The organism is Lentzea xinjiangensis (assembly GCF_900110955.1).
In the GTDB taxonomy this organism is placed as follows: Bacteria; Actinomycetota; Actinomycetes; order Mycobacteriales; family Pseudonocardiaceae; genus Lentzea; species Lentzea xinjiangensis.
Window position 1 is genome coordinate 44,999 of sequence record NZ_FOFR01000028.1, and the last position, 24,147, is coordinate 69,145.

Genomic DNA, 24,147 nt, shown 5'->3' on the forward strand with positions numbered 1-24,147 from the left:
AGGGCGGCCGTGATCGCGGCCGGTGCGCCGCTTCGCCACCGGCCGGCTGGCCGGCGGCGCGACTCGCCATGGGGCGAAGGCGAGCCCGGCGCTGGCACGCCCGCGACCGCCTTCGACCCTGGCCTCACCACCGCGGCGGGTGCCGGGATCATCAGCTGACGGTGAAGCCGGCCGTCGCCCCGGTGAAGCCCGTGATCTTGCCGGTCCAGCCGCTCTTCTCGTCTCCGTGGTGCACGATCCGGTAGGTCCCCGCGGGGGTGTCCGCCGGGATCTGCCAGGTGGTCGTGGCGTTCGAGAAGGCGATGCCGACCCGTTCCCACCGGTAGCGCGTGGACCAGTCGCCGTCGTCGGCGACGCGCACCCACTGACCGTTCACCTGCCGCTGCACCTCCAGGAAGGTGTGGTTGCGATGCAGGTTGTTCTTGGGGTGCCCGGTGACGAACACGGCCGTGACGGTCTCACCGCGCGCGTAGGACGACTTGGGCGACGAGACCACGTCGCCGTACTTCTTGTCCGCGGGCTTGTCGTCGAGCACGACGCCGGTCTGCAGGTTGATGTCGGTGAACGGCGGCTTGCCCGGCGTGGGACCGGCGGGCAGCGCGGACCCGGTCCGCATCGATGCCGCGAGCTTGCCGAACTCCTGCTGGTAGGCGGGCGTGGTGTTGCGGCCGAACAGCGTGGAGCCGCCCTCGTACTGCTGCGAGTCGTACTCCTCCGGCGTGGTGACGTACTGGCTGTAGTCGTTGGCGTAGCCCTGGATCAGCACGTTCCGCACCGGCACGCCCAGCTCCTGCGCCACCGACCTGCGGATGCGCAGGCCCGCGGTGATCGTGACCTCCCCCGGCACGGCGACGAGGTGCAGCTGCCCGATCCGGACGAGCTGCAGCGGCAGGACGTTCGGCGTCGCGGCGACCAGGCCCGTCGGCACCAGGGAGGCCTTGGGAAACTGGCAGTCCCGCAGCCATTGCGGCACCTCCACGCCGAGGGGCTCGAAGAGCTTCTTCAGCGGCGACTGCATGCCCTCGGAGAAGCCGGGGATGGCCGGACCGTCCTCGACGCTGCCCGCGATCGTCGACGCGCCGACGACACCGGAGCAGGTCGTGCCGGGCTTGCCGTCGGTGGTGTAGCGGCCGTCGACCTGCACGGTCGACATGTCCACGAACCGCATCCGGTGGTCGACGCCGCCCGAGACCTCGGCCTGCGGACCGCGGTAGACCTCCTGCGCCTTGCGGTTCTGCCGCTCGCCGATGAGGCGGGCGTTCTCCCACTCGTCCTCGGTGGGACCGGAACCGGGTTTCAGGTTGAGGTTCGGCGACATGTCGCCCGCGTTGGTGTTCGGGAACGCCGCGACGAAGCCGGGCGCGTCGTCCAGGTAGCGCACGCCTTCGTCGTCGTGCTCCCACTGGTAGGCGGCGTAGCCCTTGTTGTCCGGCGTGATCAGCGTGTTGGCGTTGGTGACCGAGGTGTTGTGCGTGGCGAACCAGCTGATCGCGCCGACGTCGGCCCCCGACCGCCGGAACTTCAGCACGGTCATCTGCGGGTCGATGCCCTGCGGGAAGAACCCCCTGTCCGGGTTGCGGTCGAACGCGGCGCGCGACCGGTTGACGCTCGCGTTGGTGAGCTCGCCGAAGCCGAGGCTGATCGAACCGGGCGCGAGGTCCTCGTGCGCTTCGACGACCGACTCGGTGATGCCGTCGACCACCGCGGCCAGCGCCTGCGGCTGCATGCCGAGGATCGAGAGGTTGTAGGCGAGGTTGTGCGAGTAGCCGCCGGGGCCGCTGTGCGTGTGCGTGGCCGAGAGCAGCAGGTTCTCGCGCGTGTAGGTGGTGCCGTACCTGGCCCGCAGCTTGTCCAGGACGCCCTCCTGGACCGCGCGGAAGATCATCGCGAGGTCGGCGTTGACGTAGGCGACCCGCTTGTTCGTCTCGCGGTCGACGACGACGTAGGCCCGTGACCGCAGCCGCTGGTGGATGCCCGTCGTCTTCTGGTCGAACTTCGAGTAGCCCATCATGCCGTTCTCGGCGGCCGGGCCGGTGACGTCGGAGATGCCGCGGCCGACGAGGTAGGGCTCGGGTTCCGCCCAGGCGAACGGACCGCTGACCAGCACCGCACCGGCCAGCGCGGCAACGACCGTCAAGACTGTGGTCCGCATCGACACCCCCGCTAAGTGAATTGGATTCACATTTCAGGACGAACGGTAGGTGACCCAGACCACTGAGAGCAAGTGACTGCGAGTGCGTTCGCCGTGACGACGAGCGAGATTCCCGCCCAGTGGTGGAGCTCGAGCCGCTCGCCGAGCACCACCAGCCCGGCCAGTGCCGCGAGCACCGGGTGCACGCTCATGGCCAGCCCGAACAGGCGCGCGGGCACCTTCCGCAGCGCGATGACGTCGACGGCATACGGGACGACGCTGCAGAACACGCCCGCGCCGATCGCGTACAGGATCGCCGTGCCGGTCAGTTTCCCGTGCAGCACCAGCAGCACGGCCACCGGGACGTAGAGCACCGCCGACATCGCCGTGGCCACCGCGGGCGCTTGCAGACCGGGCAGCCGCGCGCCTACCAGCCGGTTGAGCAGGATGTACGCGGCCCAGCACGCCGCCGCGAGCAGGCCGAGCCCGACCCCGAGGTAGTCGCTGCTGGGACCCGGCAGCACCAGCACGTACACCCCCACGGCCGCGAGCAGCACGAACAGGACGTCCCGCCGGCCGCGCGAACCGGCCAGCGCGACGCCGAGCGGCCCGAGGACCTCCAGCGTGACGGCGAGACCGAGGCCGATGCGGTCGATCGCCACGTAGAGGCTGAGGTTCATGGTGGCGAACACCAGGCCCAGCGCGATCGTCGGCCACCACTGCGCCCTGGTGAACGTGCGCGGGTCCGGCCGGGCCACCGGCAGCAACACCGCGGCGGCCACGAATTGGCGCACCGCCACGACACCGGCCGGGCCGATGGCGCCGAACGCGTGGGCGCCCACGGCGGCGCCGAGCTGGTTGCTGGCCGCGCTCGCGGTGATCGTCGCGAATCCACCGATGCTCTTCACGCGGCCCAGCCTGCGATCCCGGGATCGATACGAGAAATGCATGAGCCGCGACAGTCATACGCTGAACGCATGGATCTCCGGCAGGTGCGCGCGTTCGTCGCGGTCGTGGACGCGGGCACGTTCACCGACGCGGCAAGGGAACTGGGGCTGACCCAGGCGTCGGTGTCGCGCTCGGTCGCCGGGCTGGAGGCCGCGCTGGGCGTGCGCCTGCTGCAACGGTCGACCCGCCACGTCGCGCTCACCGCGGTGGGCACCCAGGTGCTCGCGACCGCCCGGCGGGTGCTGGACGAGGTCGCGCACCTGCACCGGATCGCCGCGCAGTCGCTGACCGAGCTGCGGATCGGCTACGCCTGGGCGGCGCTGGGCAAGCACACCCGGCGGGTGCAGAAGGCCTGGGCCGCGGCGCACCCCGGCCTGCCGCTGGTGTTCGTCCAGTCGAACACGCCCACCGCGGGCCTCGCGGACGGCGCGGCCGACGTCGCGGTCGTGCGCAAGGCTCTCGACGACCCGCGGTTCGAGACGGCGCTGCTCGGCACCGAACGGCGCTACGGCGTGGTCGCGACGGACAACCCGTTGGCGCGCAAGCGTTCGCTGCGACTCGCCGACCTCACCCGGTACTCGCTGGCGGTGGACGACCGCACCGGGACGACCACGCTGGACCTCTGGCAGCCGGGCACGGCGCCCGCCGTCGTACGCAACACGCGCAGCGTCGACGAGTGGCTCACCCTGATCGCGGCGGGCCAGGCCGTCGGCATGACGTCGGAGGCCACCGCGAGCCTCAACCCGCGCCCCGGCGTGGCCTACCGCGCCGTGGTGGACGCGCCGCCGATCGCCGTGTGGCTCGCGTGGTGGAAGGACCAGCCGCCGCAGCACCTGAACGACCTGATCACGCTCGCGTGCGACGCCTATCGAGTGTGAGGAAACGCCTCCGGAGCAGGCGAATGAGTGGAAGGTTCTCCCCTCCTGCCCGTCCGGGAGCGCACTTACGGTGACTGAGGGCACACCGAAGGGGGACCGAAGTCATGGACGGGCTCATGCAGCCTCGGCCGCTCACCATCGCGCACGTCCTGGAGCGGGCCGAGCGGCTCTACGCGCACAAGCAGGTCGTCACGGCCGGCGTCGAGAGGGTCACCTTCGCCGGCGTGGCCGGGCAGACCCGGCGCCTCGCCACCGCGCTCGACTCCCTCGGCGTCCCGGCAGGCGCCCGCGTCGCCACGTTCGCCACCAACACCCGGCGCCACCTCGAGCTGTACCTCGCGGTGCCGGTCACGAAGCGGGTGCTGCACTCGATCAACATCCGGCTCTCCGCCGAGCACCTCGAGTACGTCGTCAACCACGCCGGGGACGACGTGGTCTTCGTCGACCGGGGGCTGTTCCCCCGGATCTGGCCGAGCGCCGCCCGGATGCCGCGGGTGCGGCACTGGGTGGTGCTGCCCGACGACAGCGGCGCGGAGATCCCGGCCGACCCCCGCGTCCTGGACTACGACGAGCTGGTCGCCGCCGCCGATCCGTTCGCGGGCTCGTTCGAGGACTCGTTCACGCTCGCGGAGGAGAACCTCGCCTCGGGGCTGTGCTACACCTCCGGCACGACCGGACCGCCCAAGGGCGTGCTCTACAGCCACCGCTCGACGGTCCTGCACTGCCTGGGAACGCTCGCGGCCGGTTTCATCGGTCTCAGCGAGAGCGACGTCGTCATGCCGATCGTGCCCATGTTCCACGCCAACGCCTGGGGTCTGCCCTACGGCGCGATGATGGCGGGCGCCTCGCTGGTCCTCCCCGGCCCGTCCGCGGAACCGGACCACCTGCTGCGGTTGATGGAGTCCGAGCGGGTCACCGTCGCCGGCGCCGTGCCGACGGTGTGGACGAGCCTCGTGCCCGGCCTGCGCTCCCACGACCTCGGCGCCACCCGGTTCCTGCTCGGCGGTGGCTCCGCGATCGCCCCGGCGCTGTCCGAGACCTACCGCGCCGCGCTCGGCGTGCCCATCACCCACTCCTGGGGGATGACGGAGATCAGCCCGGTCGGGACCATCGGCGGCACCCGCACCCAGCACCGGGACGCCTCCGCCGAGCACCGGGTCGCCGTGCGGGCCTCCCAGGGCCAGCCCCTGCCGCTCGTGACCCTGCGGATCGCCGACGTCGAGACGGGCGAGGAGCTGCCGCGCGACGGCCGGGCGGTCGGCGAGCTGCAGGTGGCGGGGCCCTGGGTGGCGGGCGGCTACTTCCAGGTGGACGCGGACGACCGCTTCACCACCGACGGCTGGCTGCGCACCGGCGACCTCGCCACCATCGACGGCGACGGCTACCTGCGGCTCGTGGACCGGATGAAGGACCTGATCAAGTCGGGGGGCGAGTGGATCTCCTCGGTCGAGCTGGAGGCCGCCCTCGTCTCGCACCCCGACGTCGTCGAGGCCGCCGTGATCGCCCGCCCGGACCCGCGGTGGGTGGAGCGGCCCGTCGCCTACGTCGTCCTGCGCGACGGCAGCACCGCCACGGGCGAGGAGCTCCTGCGGCACATCACGCCGATGGTGGCCAAGTGGTGGCTGCCCGACGAGGTCGTCTTCATGACCGCGCTGCCCAAGACGGGCACCGGCAAGCTCTCGAAGACCGAACTGCGGGCTTCGGCGCGTGTCGCCCAGGCCTGGAACTGACGTCTGCGCCGGAGCGGGTGCCGCCGCCGAAGCCCGCGCCCGCGCCGGAGCGGGGGTGGCGGTGGCGGTGGCGGTGGCCCAAGGCGTGTCCCGGGAGTCCATTCGACGAAAGTCACGCACGAGAGTTCCGGGGGCGGTGCCGCCGCAACGCCTGTCGTACCGGACGTATTCGGGTGCCGCGGCGATGCCGCCCCCAAGCCCGCGCCGGAACCGGGGGCAACGGCGGCCTAGTCGCCGATGCGGGCGCCCACGGCCTCCAGCGCGTCCGTGACCGGCTGGAAGAACGTCACCCCGCCACCGCGGCAGTCGCCGCTGCCGCCCGAGGTCAGCCCGAGCGCGTCGCCGTTGCGGGCGAACAGCGGTCCGCCGCTGTCACCGCCCTCCGCGCAGACGGTCGTCTGGATCAGCCCGGTCACCGTGCCCTCCGGGTAGTTCACCGTGGCGTTCAGGCCGGTGACGCGTCCGGAGCGCAGTCCGGTGGTGCTGCCCATCCGCTGCACCTGCCTGCCGACCTGTGCTTCCGCCGCGCGCTCGATGCGCACGGTGCGGCCGTTGCCGGTGTCGACCTCGCTGGGCGCATCGGCGCCGCGGTCGTTGTAGGTGAGCAGCGCGAAGTCGCCGTTGCCGGGGAACGTCGACTCGGTCACGGTGGCCGCGGGCCTGCCACCGGCGGCGAGCGAGAACTGCCGTCCGGCGGCCGTGCAGTGGCCCGCGGTGAGGAAGCCGGGGCGCCCGTCGCCGGTGACGACGTTGAAGCCGAGCGAGCAGCGGTTGCGGCCCGCGAAGATGGCGTCACCGCCTTCGGCGAACAGGCGGAACGTGCCGGGAGCGCGCTGCAACCGCACTCCGGATCCCATCGCCTCCACCGTGTCCACCAGGGTGTCCCAGCGCGCACCTGTCACCGTGCCGTCCGCCGTGACCAGGACCTCGTCGGTCGCCGGGTCGACGGCCCAGGCGGTGCCCGGTGCCGAGGCCTTCTGCCGCAGCACGGCGGTGGCGTCGGCGGACGACGTGCGCTCGTCCTGCGCCGCCTGGCTCGCGGTGAAGGTCGTGGCGGTGATCGCCGCCGCCAGCAGCCCGACCGCCGCCGCGATCACCCTGCTCCTGCGGCCGTCCTGGTGGTGCGCGCCCATGTGGTGCCCTCTCGTGCTGTCGCGGTCGAGCCGGCTGAGTTCCGCTCCTGTCCGGGTGTACGTGCGGCGAGCCGGCTCGGTTGAGGCGGGTTCACCGCAACGGGTGCGATCCCGACCGATCCAACGGCGCTCCCGCTCCGAACGTCAGGAGTCAACGCTCCAGGAGAGGACCCCGAGATGCCGAAGCGCGAGCGGTCGCTGCAGAGCCTTCCGCCCGACGCCGGGCCCACCGCAGAGCCGACGGCCGACGACCTGCTGGCCCTGGTGGCACGAGGCGACGAGGCCGCGTTCGAGCGCCTCTACGACGTCGTGTCCGGCGCGGTGTTCGGCCTGATCAGGCGCGTCCTGCGGGACCAGGCGCAGTCGGAGGAGGTCTTCCAGGAGGTGATGCTCGAGGTGTGGCGGACCGCGACCAGGTTCGACCCCGGCAGGGGCAGCGCCAACACCTGGATCATGACGATGACGCACCGGCGCGCCGTCGACCGGGTCCGGTCCGCGCAGGCGGCGACCCACCGCGAGGAGCACGTGGCGCGGCTCGACCCCGCCCGGCCGTTCGACGAGGTGAGCGAACAGGTCTCCGGCCGGCTCGAGCAACGGCAGGTGCGCCGCTGCCTGAGCTTCCTGACCGGCCTGCAGCGCGAGTCCGTGCTGCTCGCCTACTACCAGGGGTACTCGTACCCGGAGGTCGCGAGCCTGCTGGGCATCCCGCTCGGCACGGTGAAGACGAGGATGCGCGACGGCCTGATCCGGCTCCGCGACTGCATGGGGGTGACCGGATGAGAACCACCTCAGCGGACCTGCACACGCTCACCGGCGCCTACGCCGTGAACGCGTTGACCGACACCGAACGCGCGGCGTTCGAGACGCACCTCCTCCGCTGTGAGAGCTGCGCGACGGAGGTCGCCGAGCTCACGGCCACGGCCACCCGCCTGGGCCTGGCGGTCGAGTTCGCGCCGCCACCCCAGCTGCGCGCACGGGTGCTCGCCGCCGCGGCCGAGACCCGGCAGCTCTCCCCGCACACCCCGCGGCTGCCCCGCGCGCGTGGCTGGGGCCGCGCGGGCGGGCTGCTCGCCGCGGCGTGCCTGGTCGCCGTCGCCTTCGTGACGGTGCAGCGCACGGGTTCCGACGACGACCGGCTGGCGCAGCTGTCCAGCCAGTACGGCAGGTTCTCCGACCTGCTGTCCACACCGGACGCCCGGCTCGTCACCGCCACCGGTGCCGGCGGCGCCACCGGCACCGCGGTCGTCTCCCCCAGCCGCGACGAGCTGCTGTTCCTCAGCAGGGACCTGCCTGCGCTGCCCGGCGACCGCGTCTACCAGCTGTGGCTGATCGACGCCCACGGTCCTCGCGGCGCCGGGGTGCTCGCCTCCCCCACGGCGCCGCACGTCACGGACGGCGTGTCGGGCGCCCAGAAGGCCGCGCTCACCGTCGAACCCGCGGGCGGGTCGCAGGACCCGACCAGCGATCCCGTGGTGGTGATCGCGCTGACCTGACGGGTGGGTCAGAGGGCCTTGGAGAAGTGGAACGCCGGGATGACGTACCCGGCGCCGAGGTAGAGCCGGTGGGCGCCGTGGCGCTGGGTCCCCGAGTCCAGGTGGACCCCCGCGCAGCCGAGCCGGCGGGCCTCCTCGTCGACCCAGCGCAGCAGGGCGGCGGCGTGGCCCTGCCTGCGGGCGGACGGCAGCGTGCTCAGGTCGTCGACGTGGAGGTGCGGTCCGGCGTGGAGGTTGGTGATCCGCCGGAACCCCGCCACCGCGGCGACCCGGCCGTCCGCGCCGAACGAGGCGGCGAGCCGGTAGCCCTCCCGCCGCTGGACGCGCACCAGCTCGACGAACTCGTCGACGGAGGCCAGGTGCGGGCGGAGCTCGCGGAGCGCGTCGTAGGCCAGCGCGGTGTCGTCGCCGGTCAGCTCGGTGACGGTGCTGGTGCCGACGGTGCTGGCGGTGCTGGCGGTGGTGTGCTGAGTCGTCACGACGACGATGCTCGTCGCGCAAGTGGCCTCTCGGAAGACCCAGTTCACCGGTAAACCGGACGGCCACCTGAGCGGGAACCCCAGCACGTCTCCGCCGCCCCCGTGTTGCTAGTTTCCCGCGGTAGTTGTCCCCTCGGAAACGAGCCTCATGATCGACGTGTTGCCGACGGTGCTCACCGTCCTCGCGCTGGCGGGCGCCGCCTGGTCGGTGGTGCTGGTCGTGCGCGACCAGGCGCTGCTGCCGCTCACGACCGCGAACCGCGGCCTGCTGGGCCTGCTCGCTGTTCTCGAAGCCGGTCTGCTGGCGCAGGCCGTGATCGGGGTCGTGCGGATGCTCGGCCTGGACCGGGAGATCGACCGGCTGTCGTTCGCCGGCTACCTCGCGGGACCCGTCGTGATCATCCCGGTCGCGGTGGTCTGGGCTGCGGGCGAGCGCACCCGCTGGAGCGGCGGCGTGCTGGCGGTGGCGTGCCTCAGCGTGCCGGTCATGATCGTGCGGCTCGGGCAGATCTGGGCCGGGCATGCGTGACGCGGCGACCCGCCAGGGACCCGGCCGGATGCTGATCGCCGTCTACGGGATCTTCGCGCTCGCCGCGACCTCGCGGTCCGCGGTGCAGCTCGCCACGCGGTTCGACCAGGCGCCGGTGGCGTACCTGCTGTCGGCGTTGGCCGCCGTCGTGTACGTGCTGGCGACCGTCGCACTGGCCCGCGGCTCGCACCGGGTGGCGCTCGTCGCGTGCGGGGTCGAGCTGGCCGGGGTGGTCGTGGTCGGGCTGGTCAGCCTCCTCGTGCCGCGGGCGTTCCCGGACGCGACGGTGTGGTCGTCGTTCGGCATCGGCTACGGGTTCATCCCGCTCGTGCTGCCCGTGCTCGGGTTGCTGTGGTTGCGCAGGACGGCGTGACGGCCTGACGCCCGCGCGATCGAGGACGAGCGAGCGCCGGCTCAGCAGCAGTGCTGCCCCCGCCACGCCTCGCGCCCCTCCCGCACCGCCACGACGGCGATCACGAGAGCCGCCAGCGGGTCCGCCCACCACCAGCCGAACAGGCTGTTGACCACCAGTCCCACCAGCAGCACACCGGACAGGTAGGTGCACAGCAACGTCTGCTTCGAGTCGGCCACCGCGCTCGCCGACCCGAGCTCGCGTCCCGCCCTGCGCTGGGCGTGGGACAGGGCCGGCATCACCAGCAGCGAGACCGCGGCGAGCACGATGCCGGCCGTCGAGTGGCCCGCCCGGTCGCCCTGCACCAGCGACAACCCGGACTCGACCGCCACGTACGCCGCCAGCGCGAAGAACGACACCGCGATGACCTTGAGCGCCGTGCGTTCGCGCCTCTCCGGGTCGCTCCCGGAGAACTGCCAGGCCACGGCCGCCGCCGACGCCACCTCGATCACCGAGTCGAGGCCGAAGCCGATCAGGGCCGTGGAGCCGGCGACCGAGCCCGCCGCGAGGGCAATGACCGCCTCGACGACGTTGTAGGTGATCGTCACGGCCACGAGCAGCCGGATGCGGCGCCGGAGCAGCAGCGCGCGCCCGTCCGGGACGACCGGTGTGCAGCAGGCGTCACCCATCGACGCACTCCACGCCCGGCTCGACGGCGAGCACGACGTCCAGGAGCTCGCCCAGCGCCCGCCGGAGGTGCCGGTCGGCCAGCTCGTACCGCACCTGCCTGCCCTGGTGGGCGGCCACGACCAGGCCGCAGCCCCGCAGGCACGACAGGTGGTTGGAGACGTTCGACCTGGTCAGCTCCAGCTTCTCGGCGAGCCGCGCGGGGTAGCCGGGGCCGTCGAGCAACGCCACGAGGATCCGGCAGCGCGTCGGGTCGGCCAGCGCGCGGCCGAGCCGGGCGAGCGCCGACTCCCTCGTCTCACAGGTCAGCATGCGCTGAACTGTACAGCGCTCACTGAACGATCAGGCGCGGCACCACCTTCACGTACACGACCATGCCGACGACCTCCACCAGCGTCTGCGTCACCACGACCGCGGCGGCGAGGTCGCCGGGCACCGCCAGCGCCAGGGGCAGCACGACCAGCGAGTTCCGCGTGGCGCCGGTGAACACGATCGCGCGCCCCGACGCGACGTCCAGCCGGAAAGCGCGGGCGACGGCCAGCCCCGCGAAGGCCATCACCACCAGGAAGACCACGTAGACCGGCACCACCCGCGCGACCTGCGGCAGGTCGCCGCCGAGCCGGGGCACCTGCGAGGCCACCACCGCGAACAGGGTCGCGGCCATCAACGGCACCATCGTCGTGCTCATGACCTCGGTGAGCCGGGTCCGCCGCTGGGTGAGCCACGCCAGGGCCAGCGGCAGCACGACCAGCACCACGAACGCCTGGACGAACGGCCCCGGCTCGACGACGTCCGCGAGACCGGGCCCGAGGAGGAGCAGCAGGTAGCCGGGCAGCAGGACCACCTGCGCGATCAGCAGCAGCGGCGTCGCCGCGAGCAGGCGCCGGCTGTCCCCGCCGGCCAGCCCGCTGAAGACGATCACGTAGTCCACGCACGGGCTGAGCAGGACCAGCAGCACGCCCAGCCGCACGGCCCGGTCCGCGGGCAGGACGGCGGTCATCGCGGCCACCAGCAGCGGGACCACCGCGAAGTTCACCACCAGCGCGGCCGCCAGGAACCGGCCCGCCCGCAGCGACCGCCCGAGCTCGGCGACGGGGACCTGGAGGAAGGTGACGTAGAGCAGGACGGCCAGCAGGGGGTTGATGGCGTGTTCGAGCCACGGCGCCGCGGCCGGCACGGCCCACCCCGCTGCCCCGCCGGCGGTCAGCGCGCCGAGGTAGACGGCGACCTGATGGCGTTCCATACCCGCGACGACGCCCGGCAACAGCGACCTCCTGATCAGATCGTCAGGACGATAACCGCCGTCGACCGGCGCCGAACGGCGCCGGGCGCGACGGTGTGGGCGAGCACACGGCCAGGTCGCCGCGACCCACGGCCGTCGCCGCACGCGACTGTCCGGAATGGCCGGTCACGCCAACGAGCACGTGCCGCCCCAACCGGTCACAACGCGGCCAGGAGCGCGGCCATCCTCTCCTCCAGCAGCGGCCGGATCTCGTCGCCCGTGAAGATCCACGGCCGGCGCGCCCGCATCCCGGCCAGCACCACCTCCCCGACGTCGTCGATTCCGGGGCCGCCGCGCAGGAACGCCTCGACCGCCGGCACGAGGCCGGCGGGCACCGCCACGTCCTCGCCCCACGACCGCGTGTTGCCGACGATGCCGGTGTCGACCGGGCCGGGGCACAGCACGCTGACGTCGACGCCGTGGCCCGCCACGGCCTGCCGCAGCGACTCGGACAGCCCCACCACCGCGAACTTGGTCGTCACGTACAGCACGCCCGCGTCGGGCACGAGCCCGGCGCCCGACGCGGTGTTCACGATGTAGCCCGCCCTCCGCTCCAGCATGCGCGGCAGGAACGTCTGGACGCCGTTGATCACGCCGTTGAGGTTCACGCCCAGGGCGAGGTCCCACTTGTCGTAGCTCAGCTCACGTGCGGCGGCGTACGGCACGATGCCGGCGTTGTTGAACAGCAGGTCGACAGGACCCAGTTCGCTCTCCACCTCCTCGGCGGCCTTCGCGAACGCGTCGCGGTCGCGCACGTCCAGGCCGTACGTCCTGACGACCACCTCCCGCGCCAGCTCCTCGGCGCTGCGGGCCAGCGCGGCCTCGTCGACGTCGGCCAGCACGAGGGTCACGCCCCGCTTGGCCAACGCGCGGGCGATGCCCAGCCCGATGCCCTGCGCGCCGCCGGTGATGAAGGCGACCGATCCCGTCCAGTCCCGCATGGGACCACCTCTCTATGTTGGCCTGATGACACTATGCTGACTGACACAGTAGCCTGGTCGGCATGCCTCTTCTGCCGGACGAAGAACTCTTGGCGGCGAAAACCCGGGCTCCGCTGACCTTCCGCCAGGTGGTGTCCGCGGGCGGCCGCGCCACGCTCGGGGTCCTGGTGGGCCTCCAGCTCCTCGACAGCGTCGACAACGTGCTGCTCGTCGTCTTCGCGCCGGAGATCCGCGACTCGCTCGGCATCAGCACCGGGGCGGTCGCCGTGATCGGCGCGCTGGCCGGGCTGATGGTGGCCGTCGCCGCGCTCCCCCTCGGCCTGCTGGGCGACCGGCACCGGCGCACCACCGTCGCGGGCGTGTGCACGCTCGTCTGGGCCGCGGCGGCGGCGCTGCTCGGACTGGTCCAGCACGTCTGGCAGGCGGTCGCGATCCGCGTCCTCGCGGGCATCGGCAAGGCCAACGAGGGACCTGTCCAGTCCGCGCTGCTGGTCGACGCCTACCCGCCTGCGGGCCACGGCCGGGTGCTCGGCCTGCACCGCGCCGGCCAGCCCCTGGGCATCGTGACGGGGCCGCTGCTCGCGGCCGCCTTCGCGGCGCTGGTCCCGGAGGAGCACGAGCCGTGGCGGTGGGCGTTCGCGTTCCTCGCGGTACCGGCGCTGCTGCTCGGCGTGGCCGCGTTGCGCCTGCCCGAACCGGCGCGGGCGCGGTCGGTCCCGTCACCGCGAGGTGCGCTGGCGAGCCTCGTGAAGATCCGCACGGTCGTGCTGGTGGTCATCGCGCTCAGCGCGTTCGGGGTGTGCGTGACGACGGTGCCGACCTTCCTCAGCGCCGTCCTCGGGGACGACCTCGGGCAGGGTGCCGCGGCCCGTGGTGTGATCACGTCCGTGTGCGCGGTGGGCGGACTGGCCGGCGCGGCGCTCGGCGGCGCGCTCAGCGACCGCTTGTTCCGGCGCAGCCCACGGGCGTGCGTCCACCTGGCGGCGGTGGCGCTCCCCTTGCTGGGCATCGGGTTCGCCGTGCAGGCGCACGCGCCGGACGTCGCCACCTACGTCGTCGTCGGGACGGTCACCCAGGGCATGACCTTCGCGGCGATCATCCCGCTCAGCCTGGTCGTGGCCGCGGTGACGCCGGAGCACGTCCGCGCGACGGCGTTCGGGCTGACCGGCGTCTTCGTGGCGCTCGTCGGCGGGCTCGGTGGCGCGCTGGTCACCGAGGTGGCCGAGTCGTTGTGGGGTCAGCGGACGGCGATCGCCGTCGTCGCGCCGGTGTCCGCGGTCCTCGCCGGGATCGTCCTGGTCTTCGCCGCGCGGCACGTGGTCCGCGACTTCGCGCGCGCGGGCGATCTACGATGACCGCCGTGAACTCCCCGGGACAGCGCCGGATCGACGAGATCGGTGACGAGAGCCGGCGCCGCATCCTGGACGCGGCGGAAGAGCTCTTCGCCGAGCGCGGGGTCGACCGCACGTCCTTCGTGGACATCGCCAAGCGGTCCGGCATCAGCCGCGGCTCGATCCCGTGGCACTTCAAGAACAAGGACGGCCTCGTGATGGCCGTGGTCGAGCGCGTGATCGAACGGACCTGGCCCGCCGAGCGCTACCGGTCGGTCCCGTCGCTCGCCGAGGTGTTCACCGAGACCGCCGGCTTCCTGCGCTCGGGCAGCTCGGCGCTGGTGTTCATGATCCTGGTCGAGGCCCTCGGCGAGCGCGGGGTCGTGCAGGAGCAGTACCGGGAGTTCTTCTCGCGGCGGCGCGAGGGCATCGAGGTCCTCCTGCGCCTCAGGCGCCCCGAGGGCGCCGACCCCGAGCGGGCGGCCGGGCAGGAGCGTTCCGCGGCCGTGGCGCTGAACGGCGCGCTCCTCGGCATCCACCTGCAGAAGCTCGTCGACCCGGACAACGTCGACCTCGACGCCGCACTGGTGTCGATCGCGACCATGTTCGACCGCAACCTGGCCGACGTCTGGGACACCGGCCAGGTGTGATGTCCGTGGACATCACACCTGGCCGGGCTACGGCCTGCGGAAGATCGTGATCGAGTGGCCGACCCGGTCGACCGGCGTGCTGCCGGCGAGCAACGCCTTGAGGCGGTCGTCGGCCTTGGCGATCGCGGTGTCGGACACGACGAGCACCCCGCGCACCCGCTCCGGCGGCACCTCGCGCGGGTCCTCGGCGTGGATGCCGTAGTGCTCCGGCACTCCGGCTCCTTTGTGGACGAACCAGATGCGCTCGCCGCGGTGGCGTTCGAGCCGTTGCGCCAGCCTGCCCAGGTCCTGGCCCCAGTCCACGTTCGAGTCGTGCAGGTGCAGGTGGGTCTTCGCCGTGCCGCCGAAAGCCTCGTTGGAGTACGGCAGGTAGTACGGGAAAGTCCGCAGCGAACTGACCGCGACCAGCGCCACGGCCACGAACGCCCAGCGCCGGCGCACGAGCACGACACTCGCCGCCGCGACCGCCAGGAACATCGGCACGAAGATCGCGTACCGCACACCGAGGTCGCGGTTGCCCGTCATGGCCACGGCCAGGAGCACGGCCGCCGGCAAAAGCACGTACAGCGCTTCCTGGCGCAACCGGCTGAGCATGACGGCCACTCCGGCCGCCCAGAGCACGAGCGCGCCCAGCGGTGTCTTCACCAGCAGCGCGGCCGGCAGGTAGTACCACCGCGATCCCTCGTAGTGGGTGCCGAAGAGGTACCCGCCCCAGACCCGGTCCTCCAAGCCGAGCTGCAGGCGCACTCCCTCCAGGTACAGCTCGGCGAACGGCAGCGACGGGTGCACGGCGGCATAGGACGCCCACACCACGGCGACCGCGGTCAACGCCATCAGGACCACGGGCCTGCCGCGGCGACCGGCGTGCCAGGCCAGGAACACCACCACCGGGACCACGGCGAGGGTGTTCACCTTCGTCGCGAGAGCCGCGCCCAGGGCGAGCCCCGCGAGCGGCAGGTAGCGGGGGTTGCCCCTGGCCCGCCGCACGAGCCAGGCCGACGTCAGCGCGAACCCGGCCGCGGGCACGTCGAGCGTGGCCAGCGATCCGTGCGCGATGAGGTCCGGTGAGAACGCGTACAGGGCGAGCGCCACGAGCCCGCCCGCGGTGCCGGTGAGGTCGCGGGCGAACAGGAGGACCACGAGCCCGAACACCAGCGTGAGGACGATGACCGGCAACCTGGCCAGCAGGAGCAGCTTCCCGGGGTCGTTGCCCGACTCGTACAGCACGTGCCTGCCGAACGCCGTCTGGTCGCCGGTGAAGTCCTCGGCGAAGCGCACGTCCGCGAACGCCAGCCCGGCCGCCACGACCAGCTTGCCCAGCGGCGGGTGCTCCCGGTTGTACCGGAGGTCGTGCTCCCCCGGGTAGACCGCGGCGGCGCCCACGTAGACGGGCTCGTCGACCGTCGGGGTCTGCTCGACGGCCGTGGTGACCATCGCGATCGCCATCTGGGCGAGCAGCACGACCGCGGTCAGCGCGAACAGCCACCGCCTCCCCCGGCCCGCCACCGGTGGCGGGACCTCGGGGGCGGTGCGCGGCGACGCGGTGGCGGGTGACAACCGGGCGGTCCTCCCACGGATGCGGACGAGCCCCATGTTCCGGGAACGGGATGCCCGCCGAATCGGTTGTCACGCCATCGGGGTGAAAACGGCTTCTCCGCGCCGTGGACCAGGGTTGGCCTGCGCCGATGTCGTGGGAAGAGGTGGACCGGATCGCCGTGGAGACCGGGTTCTCCGGTGTGGTCCACGTCGACCGCGCGGGCGAGGTCGAGCTCGCGAACGGTGACGGCGGCATCCACACCACCGCCGGTGACCTGGCGAAGTTCTGGCGTGCGCTGTTCGCGAGCGACCGACGTGCCCGCGAGCGGGTACGTGTTCGACGCGGTGACAGGCAGCTCCGCCACGGTCGCGCTGCCGGGAACACCGTCCGGCACGTCCGGCTGCGGTTCACCGCCGACACGGGCTGGCCGGCGGACAGCTCTCCGGGCTGTGCCCGCACACCTGAGCCGAACTCGCCGGATGGAGCCTTGAAAACTGAAACGTGTTCTAGTTAGGCTACCGGCATGATCGCCACAGCGGTGTGGGGAACGGGGAACGTCGGGCGCGCCGCCATCCGGGCCGTCGAAGCCCATCCGGCACTGAAGCTGACGGCCGTGGTCGTCCACGACCAGGAGAAGGCCGGCCGGGACGCGGGTGATCTCGCCGGACTGGAGCACGAGCTCGGAATCGCGGCCACCACCGACATCGGCGCGGTGCTGGCCGCGAGCCCGCGGGCCGTGGTGTACGCCGCGTCCGGCGACGTCCGGCCCGACGACGCCCTCGCCGACATCACCAGGGCCATCCGGGCGGGCGCGGTGGTCGTGACGCCGTCGCTGTACGCGCTCTACGACCACCGCAGCGCTCCGCCGGAACTACGGGAACCGGTTCTAGCGGCGGTCGCCGAGGGCGGCGGCTCCCTCTTCGTCTCCGGCGTCGACCCCGGCTGGGGCAACGACGTGCTGCCGTTGCTGATCAGCGGACTGGGCAGCCGGATCGACGCGGTCCGCTGCCAGGAGATCTTCGACTACTCCACCTACGACCAGCCCGACGCGGTGCGGTGGCTGATCGGGTTCGGGCAGCCGCTCGACTACCAGGCGCCCATGCTCATGCCGGCGGTGCCGACGATGGTGTGGGGCGGCCAGATCCGGCTGATGGCCAGAGCGCTCGGCGTCGAGGTCGACGAGATCCGCGAGACCGTCGACCGCCGTGCCCTCGACGACACCGTGACGACCAGGACGATGGGCGAGTTCGGGGCGGGCACCCAGGGCGCGGTCCGGTTCGAGGTGCAGGGCATCGTCGGCGGTGAGCCGCTGATCGTCGTCGAACACGTCACGCGCATCCACGCTTCGTGCGCGACGGACTGGCCGTTGCCGCCGTCCGGCGACGGCGCGCACAAGGTGATCATCGAGGGCCGCCCGCGCATCGAGGTCTCGGTCGAGGCCGACGACGAGGGCGAGAACCGTTCCGCCGGCGGCAACGCGACCGCGGCCGGCCGGCTCGTCAACGCCATCGACTGGCTCGCCGCGGCGGAGCCCGGCCTCTACGACGCGCTCGACGTCCCGTTGCGGCCCGCGATCGGCAAGCTCGGAAGGAGCCCGCGGTGAACATCGACATCCCCGAGGGCAAGGACCCCATCGGCTACGTGTGGGGCGAGATGGTGCCGGGCATCGGCACCGCCGCGGCGGCCATGTCCCTCGCGGTGTACCAGCACACCACGCTGGGGCTGCGCGAGTTCGAGGCGGCCCGCCTGCGGATCGCCCAGATCAACGGGTGCCTGTTCTGCCTCGACTGGCGCACCGAACGGGACGGGCGGAAGGTCGAGGACGACTTCCCCGACGCGGTGACCCGGTGGCGCACCACCGACGCCCTCGACGACCGCGCGCGGCTGGCCGCCGAGTACGCCGAGCGGTACGCACTGGATCACCACGGTCTCGACGAGGAGTTCTGGTCCCGCATGGCCGCGCACTACAGCCAGGTGGAGATCGTGGAGCTGACCATGAGCATCGGGGCGTGGCTCGCGTTCGGCAGGCTGAACCGCGTGCTGGGACTCGACGCGATGTGCGTGCTGCCGAAGATCTGACCGCCGGGCGGTCCACCGCGGACCGTCCTCAGAGGTCGGTGGCGATGATCCGCTCGATGTTCCGCTCGGCCAGCGCGGTGATCGTGACGAACGGGTTCACGACGGTGGTGCCGGGGATCAGCGACCCGTCGATCACGTACAGACCGGGATGGCCGTGCAGGCGCCCGTGGTTGTCGGTGGCCTTGCCGAGCACCGCGCCCCCGAGCGGGTGGTACGTGAGGTGGTCGCCCCAGATCTTGTAGGCGCCGAAGAGGTCGGTCCGGTAGATCGTCCCCTCCTTCGCGTTGATCCTGTCGAAGATGCTCTTCGCGGCGTTGATCGACACCTGCTTCCACGCCGTCTGCCAGCTCAGCTCGACCTTGCCCGCGGCGGCGTTCCAGGTGAACTGGGCGCGGTTCGGCGTCTTCGTGATGGACAGGTAGAACGACGCGTAGGTCTCGATCCCGGTCGGCAGCGGGGCCACCTCCGCGAACGCGCCGCCCGCAGCCCAGTTGTCGATGCCCAGGGTCGGGATGGACGACTGCAGCCGGCCGGTCGGGTCCCACAGGTGGTTGGCGCGGCCGCACATCACGTTGCCGTTGTCGCCCCAGCCCTTGCCGACCTCGCCGTTCAGGTTCGGCAGCGCCCCGGTGGCCTTCAACCTCACCAGCAGCTTGCTCGTGCCGACGCTGCCGGCCGCGAAGAACACCTTGGCCGCGGTGACCTGCTTGGTGGCGACGACGTCCCCGGTGGTGTTGAGCTGCTCCATCGTGACCGCGTACCCGCCCGAGGCCGGCGCGACCGAGACGACCCGGTGCAGCGGCGAGATCGTGACGCGGCCGGTCGCCCTGACCTTCGCGAGGTAGGTCTTCTGCAGCGACTTCTTGCCGTGGTTGTTGCCGTAGAGGATCTCCCCCGCCAGCGCCGACTTCGGGACGGTCCCCGCCGCCTCCTGCTCCATGTAGTCCCAGTCGTACACGGTCGGCACGAAGACGTGCGGGAAGCCGGACCGCTGCGCGTGCTTGCGGCCCACCCTGGCGTACTGGTAGGCCTCGGTGGTGTCGAACCAGTCCGGGTCGACCAGCCCGGCACCGAGCTCGGAGTTGGCGCGCGGGTAGTAGTTGCCGTACATCTCGTCGGGGTTGACCGTCGGCAGCACCTCGCCGAACAGCTCACGCCGGGGCATGACCGCCATGCCGCCGTTGACGAGCGACCCGCCACCGACCCCGCGTCCCTGGTAGACGGTGATGCCGGCGAAGTCCTCGGCGTCGAGGACGCCGGTGTACCGGGGGACCGCCCGGTCGATCGGGAACCCCAGGAAGTTGCTCAGCGGCTGCTTGGTCCTCGTGCGCAACCAGAAGGACCGCTGGTCGGGGTTGGTCGTGTTGGCGAAGACCTTGCCGTCGGCGCCGGGGGTGTCCCACGCCATGCCCATCTCGACCATGTGGACGTCGACGCCCGCCTGGGCCAGCCGCAGCGCCGCGACCGAACCGCCGTAGCCGGTGCCGATGACCAGGGCCGGGACGACGGCCGCATCGGCGATGGGCGTGGCCGCTCGCGCCGCCGGGGCCGCGGCACCGAGGGCGACAGCGCCAATAATAGAACCTGTTCCAGTGATGAACGTGCGTCGAGAGGGACCCGGTAAACCGTTGCCACACGTCGTTGTGTGCTCCATGTGATCTTCCTCACTATCAGCGCATGAGAACAAGTTATACCTGCGAAGGCAGGTCAAGTCACTACCCGGCCGTTCCGGTTCAGCCTCGGAGCGGCACAGGTGACGACCCCGGCAGCGCGGCCCGGCACACCCGGAGGGGCCATCTGGACCGCTGAGCACGACCCGGACGGCCCCGTGAGCGGTGACAGCTCTTTCGACGAGAGCTTCAGTCCTTTGTGGATTCGCCTGTCGACGGACCGGACGGGGCACCGTCCTCGGCAGACGTTCCGGCCCACACCGGCTCGGCATGCCCGCCGGCACGTCGTGCGACACGGTTGGCACCCCGGTGATGGGCGAACCGGTGATGGGCGAACCGCGGCAGGCCGCAACCTCGGTCGCGAGCCGCCATCGTCGGCGAACGGCGCATGTCGCGCTACGCCGAGTGGAGTCTTGATCGCTCCACTTCCGCACGCCAGGGTGGGGGAGTTCAGCGCCCTGAACACCTCGGAAGCCGACGGCGTCAGACGAGGAGCGCGATGCGGAAACGCTCGACAGTCATCCCCCTATTGGCACTGGTCACACTTGCCCTGCCCGCACCGGCGACGGCCCAGCCGACGAACACGGTCATCTCCGGGCAGGCCAGGTTCCAGGTCCTCTCCCCCACCCTGGTCAGAACCGAGTACGCGGGAGACCGCAACTTCGAGAACGCGGCCTCTTACAACGTTGTAAACCGGACGGGCTTCCCCCGGACGGCTTATCGGTCACGCGTCGAGGACGGATGGCTGACCATCACGACCTCGGCCATGACCCTGCGCTACCGCGTGGGCTCCGGCCCGTTCCGCGCGGACAACCTCGAGCTCAGGACAGGTGGCACGACCGCGTCCCCGTGGCGGCGGGTGGTCTGTGCGACCGGTCAGCTCTGCGAGGCCGAGGAGCAGCACCGGGAGGGGATGCTCATCGCGGCCGACCACCCCGGGCACACCGGCTCGGGCTTCGTCGCCGGCTTCTCCTACACCAACCACGCGGTCACGGCGACCGTGCGCGCCACCAGTGCGGGCAGGCACCAGGTGGCCGTGCGGTACGCGAACGGGCGTGGCGGCGACGGCAAGCACGAGGGCCGCACGCTCAGCCTGAGCGTCGACGGGCGGGCCGCCCAGCAGATCACGTTGCCCGCGACCGCGGACTGGGGCGACTGGCGGCAGGTCGTCACGGAGGTCGACCTCCCGGCCGGTGAGCACCGCGTCGCGCTCACCCGGACTGCCGCCGACTCGGGCAATGTCAACGTTGACAGCCTGGCTCTGCTCACCCCCGGCCAGCCGTACCCGAGCACCAGGGCGACGGACGACTGCCGGTTCGGCACGAGCTGCGAGGCCGAGAACGGCCTGCTCAGCGGACCGGCCAAGATCGCGGAGGACCACGCGGGGTTCGCGGGCACCGGGTTCGTCGCCGAGATGGCCGGTGGCACGCGGCTCAGCCAGCGCGTGACCAGCGTTCCCACCGCCGGCACCTACCCGGTGGTGCTGCGGTACGCCAACGGTGTCGGCGGTGACGGCAAGCACGAACCGCGGACCGTCCTGCTGAACGGGCAGGCGGTCACGCTGCCGGTGACGGCGAACTGGGCGACCTGGGCCACCGCGACGGCACAGGTCCCGCTGCCCGCGGGCACCTCCGACCTCACGGTCACGTGCCCGGACACCGGCTGCCACGTCAACCTGGACACCATCGGGCTTAACACGTCGACGCAGCACCTGGCGCTCGGCGGGTACCGGCGCTCGCTGGACGGCTACACGGGCACCAACGGCGATCCCCGCCTGTACCCCGGCCTGCTGCACCGCGACGGCTGGTACCTGCTCGACGACACGGGTTCCGCGCTCGCCAACGCCACGCCGCGGCCCGACCGGGGCGCGCAGCCGTACCAGGACGGGTACGTGTTCGGCTACGGCCAGGACTACAAGACCGCGCTGGGCGACCTCGCGACGCTGACCGGCGGGCCGAAGCTGTTGCCGCGCTGGGCCTACGGCGTCTGGTACTCCCAGTACATGGACAGGACCGCCGCGGACTACCGCGACCGGATCCTGCCGGCGTTCCGCCAGCACGGGGTACCGCTGGACGTGCTGGTGGTCGACACCGACTTCAAGGCGCACAACCTCTGGAACGGCTGGCGGATGGACCAGTCGAAGTTCCCGGACCCGCAGGGGTTCCTGGACTGGGCGCACGGGGAGGGCCTGCACAGCACGCTCAACATCCACCCGAGCATCCAGGGCAGCGACCCGGACTTCCCGCGCGCGCAGGCGACGGCGAAGGGCAAGCTGGCCAAGGGTTCCTGCAACGACTGCTACGTCTTCGACTGGGGCGACCCCGACCAGCTGCGGGCGTACCTGGAGCTGCACCGGAACATGCCCACCGACTTCTGGTGGCTCGACTGGTGCTGCGACGGTTCCGGTTCCTCGCTGCGCGGCGTCACGCCGGACACGTGGATCAACGAGCAGTACTCGAAGCTGCAGGGCGGGTTCGCGTTCTCCCGCGGGTTCGGGTCGCTGCAGGCGGGCGGCTACAGCGGCTCCGGGCCGCTGCCGACCGGGCCGTGGGCCGAGAAGCGCCACACCCTGCACTTCACCGGCGACACCTCGTCGACGTGGGGCGCGATGAAGGGGACCATCGGCTACACCTCGGCCGAGGGCGTGGCGACGGGAATGGCCTCGATCAGCCACGACATCGGCGGCCACAACGACACCACGGGCCTGCGCGGGTCGGAGACCTACCTCGACAACGGCCAGCTCCGCTACACCACCAAGCTGCCGGACGACCTGTACGCGCGGTGGGTGCAGCTCGGCGCGTTCCAGCCCATCACCCGCCTGCACAGCAACCACGGCGACCGGTTGCCGTGGCAGTACGGACCGGCCGCGCAGGCGTCGGCGACGAAGTTCCTCAACCTGCGCGAACGCCTGGTGCCGTACATCTACACGCTGGCGGAGGAGGCGAACCGCACCGGCGTGCCGCTGGTGCGCCCCGCCTACCTGGAGCACCCCGGCAGCCCGGAGGCGTACTCCACTGTGGACACGCAGTTCCTGCTCGGGCCGGACGTGCTGGTCGCGCCGATCACCACGCCGGGCGAGGTCGGCGAGACGAGGGTCTGGTTCCCGCCGGGCGAGTGGACCGACTACTTCACCGGCCGCACCTACCAGGGCAACACCTGGGCGACCGTCAGCGCGGGCTGGGACACCATGCCGGTGTTCCTGCGCGCGGGCGGCTTGCTGGTGGAGCGCACGAACAACGTGGCCAACGACGTCCAGAACGCCACCGACGAGCTGACCGTGCACGTGACGGCCGGCGCGAAGGGCGAGTTCACGCTCTACGAGGACAACGAGCGCAAGCTGGCGGCGCGCACCCGGATCACCCAGGACCGCGACACCGTGACGGTGCACCCGGCCAAGGGCTGGTTCCCGGGCAAGGTGTCCAAACGGGACTGGACGGTCGTCGTGCACGAGGCGGACGGCTCGACCCGCACCGTCAAGGCATCGGGCAAGTCGGCGCACCAACGGGTGGTGATCAGTCTTCGGGCACCCAGGTGAGCAGCCGCACCTTGGCCACCGTGCGCACGTGCTTGCGCATGGCTGAGGCGGCTTTCCTCGCATCGCCCGCGGCGATCGCCTCGTAGATCGCCGTGTGCTGCGCCAGCGACCGGGACGGGCGACCCGGCTGGCGCAGCGACTCGTTCCGGCTCTCGGTGATCTGGCCGGCGATGGTCTTCATGAAGTCCGCGAGCAGCGAGCTGTGCGCGGCGGCGGTGACGGCGGCGTGGAAGCGCCTGTCGCCCTCCACGCCGAAGCCGCCCTCGGCGATCTCGGCCTCCATGAGGACCAGAGCCCGCCGGATGTCCTCCAGCTCGGCGTCGGTGCGGCGTTCGGCGGCGAGTTCGGCGAGCTTGGTCTCGAGCGCCTCGCGCGCCTCCAGCACCTCCGGGAGGCGCTTGCGGCGTTCGACGAGCTGCTCGACCGGCTCGACGTCGAGGGTGTCCCGGACGAGGTAGGTGCCACCGCCGTGCCGCGCTTCGACGAGGCCCTGGACCTCCAGCACCACGATCGCCTGCTTCACCGACGCGCGGCTCACGCCGAGGCTCGCGGCGAGGTCGCGTTCGGCGGGCAGCTTGTCCCCGGCGCTCAGACCGGCCTCGCCCACGTACGCGCGCAGGCGTTCGAGCACCTGCTCGTAGAGGCGGGACTTGACCATCGGCCGCAGTGCCTCGGACATCGGCCCAGGATAACCGGTCAAGTGGCTCAGCCACTAGGCCACCTCTTGACAGCCGGTGGACACCGGGCGGAAAGTGGCTGAGC

Annotated in this window: 23 protein-coding genes; 12 read left to right on the forward strand and 11 right to left on the reverse strand. The window is 72.0% G+C overall.

Annotation, left to right across the window (positions count from 1 at the left end):
• Nucleotides 1-151: 151 nt before the first annotated feature.
• Both BMW88_RS36970 and BMW88_RS36975 read right to left on the reverse strand, forming a co-directional pair.
• Entirely contained in the window at nt 152-2,152 is a 2,001-nt protein-coding gene (locus BMW88_RS36970) for a neutral/alkaline ceramidase (RefSeq protein WP_089960651.1), read from the reverse strand.
• Nucleotides 2,153-2,178: 26 nt separating this feature from the next.
• Nucleotides 2,179-3,039: an EamA family transporter gene (locus BMW88_RS36975; protein WP_245778316.1), complete on the reverse strand. Its 861-nt coding sequence runs from the start codon at nt 3,037-3,039 to the stop codon at nt 2,179-2,181.
• 69 nt (nt 3,040-3,108) lie between these two features.
• On the opposite strand from BMW88_RS36975, the gene BMW88_RS36980 reads away from it, so the two are divergent.
• Nucleotides 3,109-3,957, forward strand: a complete 849-nt coding sequence (locus BMW88_RS36980) for a LysR family transcriptional regulator (protein WP_089960522.1) — start codon at nt 3,109-3,111, stop codon at nt 3,955-3,957.
• 104 nt (nt 3,958-4,061) lie between these two features.
• Nucleotides 4,062-5,687 (forward strand): long-chain fatty acid--CoA ligase, encoded by a 1,626-nt coding sequence (locus tag BMW88_RS36985; protein ID WP_089960525.1) that lies wholly within the window; start codon nt 4,062-4,064, stop codon nt 5,685-5,687.
• 227 nt (nt 5,688-5,914) lie between these two features.
• Here BMW88_RS36985 and BMW88_RS36990 read toward each other — a convergent pair whose 3' ends face one another.
• Nucleotides 5,915-6,820, reverse strand: a complete 906-nt coding sequence (locus BMW88_RS36990) for a S1 family peptidase (protein WP_089960528.1) — start codon at nt 6,818-6,820, stop codon at nt 5,915-5,917.
• A gap of 177 nt (nt 6,821-6,997) precedes the next feature.
• Between BMW88_RS36990 and BMW88_RS36995 the strand changes: the two genes are divergently transcribed.
• Together BMW88_RS36995 and BMW88_RS37000 are read left to right on the forward strand one after the other, a co-directional pair.
• On the forward strand, nt 6,998-7,600 hold the full coding sequence (locus tag BMW88_RS36995; protein WP_089960532.1) for a sigma-70 family RNA polymerase sigma factor: 603 nt from the start codon (nt 6,998-7,000) through the stop codon (nt 7,598-7,600).
• Entirely contained in the window at nt 7,597-8,313 is a 717-nt protein-coding gene (locus tag BMW88_RS37000) for an anti-sigma factor (RefSeq protein ID WP_089960535.1), read from the forward strand. Before BMW88_RS36995 ends, BMW88_RS37000 begins: the two co-directional genes overlap by 4 nt.
• 8 nt (nt 8,314-8,321) lie before the next feature.
• Here the strand turns inward: BMW88_RS37000 and BMW88_RS37005 are convergent, their stop codons facing one another.
• The gene (locus tag BMW88_RS37005) at nt 8,322-8,792 is read right to left on the reverse strand and encodes a GNAT family N-acetyltransferase (protein WP_245778318.1); all 471 of its coding nucleotides are present in this window, start codon (nt 8,790-8,792) and stop codon (nt 8,322-8,324) included.
• A gap of 148 nt (nt 8,793-8,940) precedes the next feature.
• Here BMW88_RS37005 and BMW88_RS37010 point away from each other — a divergent pair, with 148 nt between their 5' ends.
• Complete coding sequence (locus tag BMW88_RS37010) at nt 8,941-9,321, forward strand: hypothetical protein (protein ID WP_089960537.1); 381 nt, start codon at nt 8,941-8,943, stop codon at nt 9,319-9,321.
• Complete coding sequence (locus tag BMW88_RS37015) at nt 9,314-9,694, forward strand: hypothetical protein (RefSeq protein ID WP_089960541.1); 381 nt, start codon at nt 9,314-9,316, stop codon at nt 9,692-9,694. Before BMW88_RS37010 ends, BMW88_RS37015 begins: the two co-directional genes overlap by 8 nt.
• Nucleotides 9,695-9,735: 41 nt before the next feature.
• Here BMW88_RS37015 and BMW88_RS37020 read toward each other — a convergent pair whose 3' ends face one another.
• From BMW88_RS37020 to BMW88_RS37035, 4 genes are all read right to left on the reverse strand, one after another.
• On the reverse strand, nt 9,736-10,362 hold the full coding sequence (locus BMW88_RS37020; protein ID WP_089960543.1) for a cation efflux transmembrane domain-containing protein: 627 nt from the start codon (nt 10,360-10,362) through the stop codon (nt 9,736-9,738).
• Complete coding sequence (gene cmtR, locus BMW88_RS37025; RefSeq protein WP_089960545.1) at nt 10,355-10,672, reverse strand: Cd(II)/Pb(II)-sensing metalloregulatory transcriptional regulator CmtR; 318 nt, start codon at nt 10,670-10,672, stop codon at nt 10,355-10,357. The genes BMW88_RS37020 and cmtR overlap by 8 nt, the downstream gene beginning before the upstream one ends.
• Before the next feature lie 19 nt (nt 10,673-10,691).
• On the reverse strand, nt 10,692-11,603 hold the full coding sequence (locus BMW88_RS37030) for a bile acid:sodium symporter (protein ID WP_089960547.1): 912 nt from the start codon (nt 11,601-11,603) through the stop codon (nt 10,692-10,694).
• Between the two features lie 197 nt (nt 11,604-11,800).
• Nucleotides 11,801-12,583, reverse strand: a complete 783-nt coding sequence (locus BMW88_RS37035; RefSeq protein WP_089960549.1) for an SDR family oxidoreductase — start codon at nt 12,581-12,583, stop codon at nt 11,801-11,803.
• 62 nt (nt 12,584-12,645) lie between these two features.
• Between BMW88_RS37035 and BMW88_RS37040 the strand changes: the two genes are divergently transcribed.
• Nucleotides 12,646-13,938 (forward strand): MFS transporter, encoded by a 1,293-nt coding sequence (locus BMW88_RS37040; protein ID WP_089960553.1) that lies wholly within the window; start codon nt 12,646-12,648, stop codon nt 13,936-13,938.
• A 5-nt stretch (nt 13,939-13,943) separates the two neighbouring features.
• Entirely contained in the window at nt 13,944-14,564 is a 621-nt protein-coding gene (locus BMW88_RS37045) for a TetR/AcrR family transcriptional regulator (RefSeq protein WP_177221596.1), read from the forward strand.
• 27 nt (nt 14,565-14,591) lie between these two features.
• On the opposite strand, the gene BMW88_RS37050 is transcribed toward BMW88_RS37045, so the two are convergent.
• The gene (locus BMW88_RS37050) at nt 14,592-16,121 is read right to left on the reverse strand and encodes a glycosyltransferase family 39 protein (protein WP_245778319.1); all 1,530 of its coding nucleotides are present in this window, start codon (nt 16,119-16,121) and stop codon (nt 14,592-14,594) included.
• A gap of 128 nt (nt 16,122-16,249) precedes the next feature.
• On the opposite strand from BMW88_RS37050, the gene BMW88_RS37055 reads away from it, so the two are divergent.
• The 3 genes from BMW88_RS37055 to BMW88_RS37065 are packed head-to-tail and all read left to right on the forward strand — an operon-like array spanning nt 16,250 to nt 18,180.
• Entirely contained in the window at nt 16,250-16,615 is a 366-nt protein-coding gene (locus BMW88_RS37055; protein ID WP_089960562.1) for a hypothetical protein, read from the forward strand.
• 9 nt (nt 16,616-16,624) lie between these two features.
• A complete protein-coding gene (locus tag BMW88_RS37060) occupies nt 16,625-17,704 on the forward strand; it encodes an NAD(P)H-dependent amine dehydrogenase family protein (RefSeq protein WP_089960565.1) in 1,080 nt (359 codons plus the stop codon).
• A complete protein-coding gene (locus tag BMW88_RS37065; protein ID WP_089960567.1) occupies nt 17,701-18,180 on the forward strand; it encodes a carboxymuconolactone decarboxylase family protein in 480 nt (159 codons plus the stop codon). Before BMW88_RS37060 ends, BMW88_RS37065 begins: the two co-directional genes overlap by 4 nt.
• A gap of 28 nt (nt 18,181-18,208) precedes the next feature.
• On the opposite strand, the gene BMW88_RS37070 is transcribed toward BMW88_RS37065, so the two are convergent.
• A complete protein-coding gene (locus BMW88_RS37070) occupies nt 18,209-19,834 on the reverse strand; it encodes a GMC oxidoreductase (RefSeq protein WP_177221597.1) in 1,626 nt (541 codons plus the stop codon).
• 515 nt (nt 19,835-20,349) lie between these two features.
• On the opposite strand from BMW88_RS37070, the gene BMW88_RS37075 reads away from it, so the two are divergent.
• The gene (locus BMW88_RS37075) at nt 20,350-23,385 is read left to right on the forward strand and encodes a TIM-barrel domain-containing protein (protein WP_089960570.1); all 3,036 of its coding nucleotides are present in this window, start codon (nt 20,350-20,352) and stop codon (nt 23,383-23,385) included.
• Here BMW88_RS37075 and BMW88_RS37080 read toward each other — a convergent pair.
• Nucleotides 23,363-24,064, reverse strand: coding sequence for a FadR/GntR family transcriptional regulator (locus tag BMW88_RS37080; RefSeq protein WP_089960573.1), 702 nt, complete (start codon nt 24,062-24,064; stop codon nt 23,363-23,365). The two genes, BMW88_RS37075 and BMW88_RS37080, sit on opposite strands and share 23 nt — an antisense overlap.
• Nucleotides 24,065-24,147 lie beyond the last annotated feature (83 nt).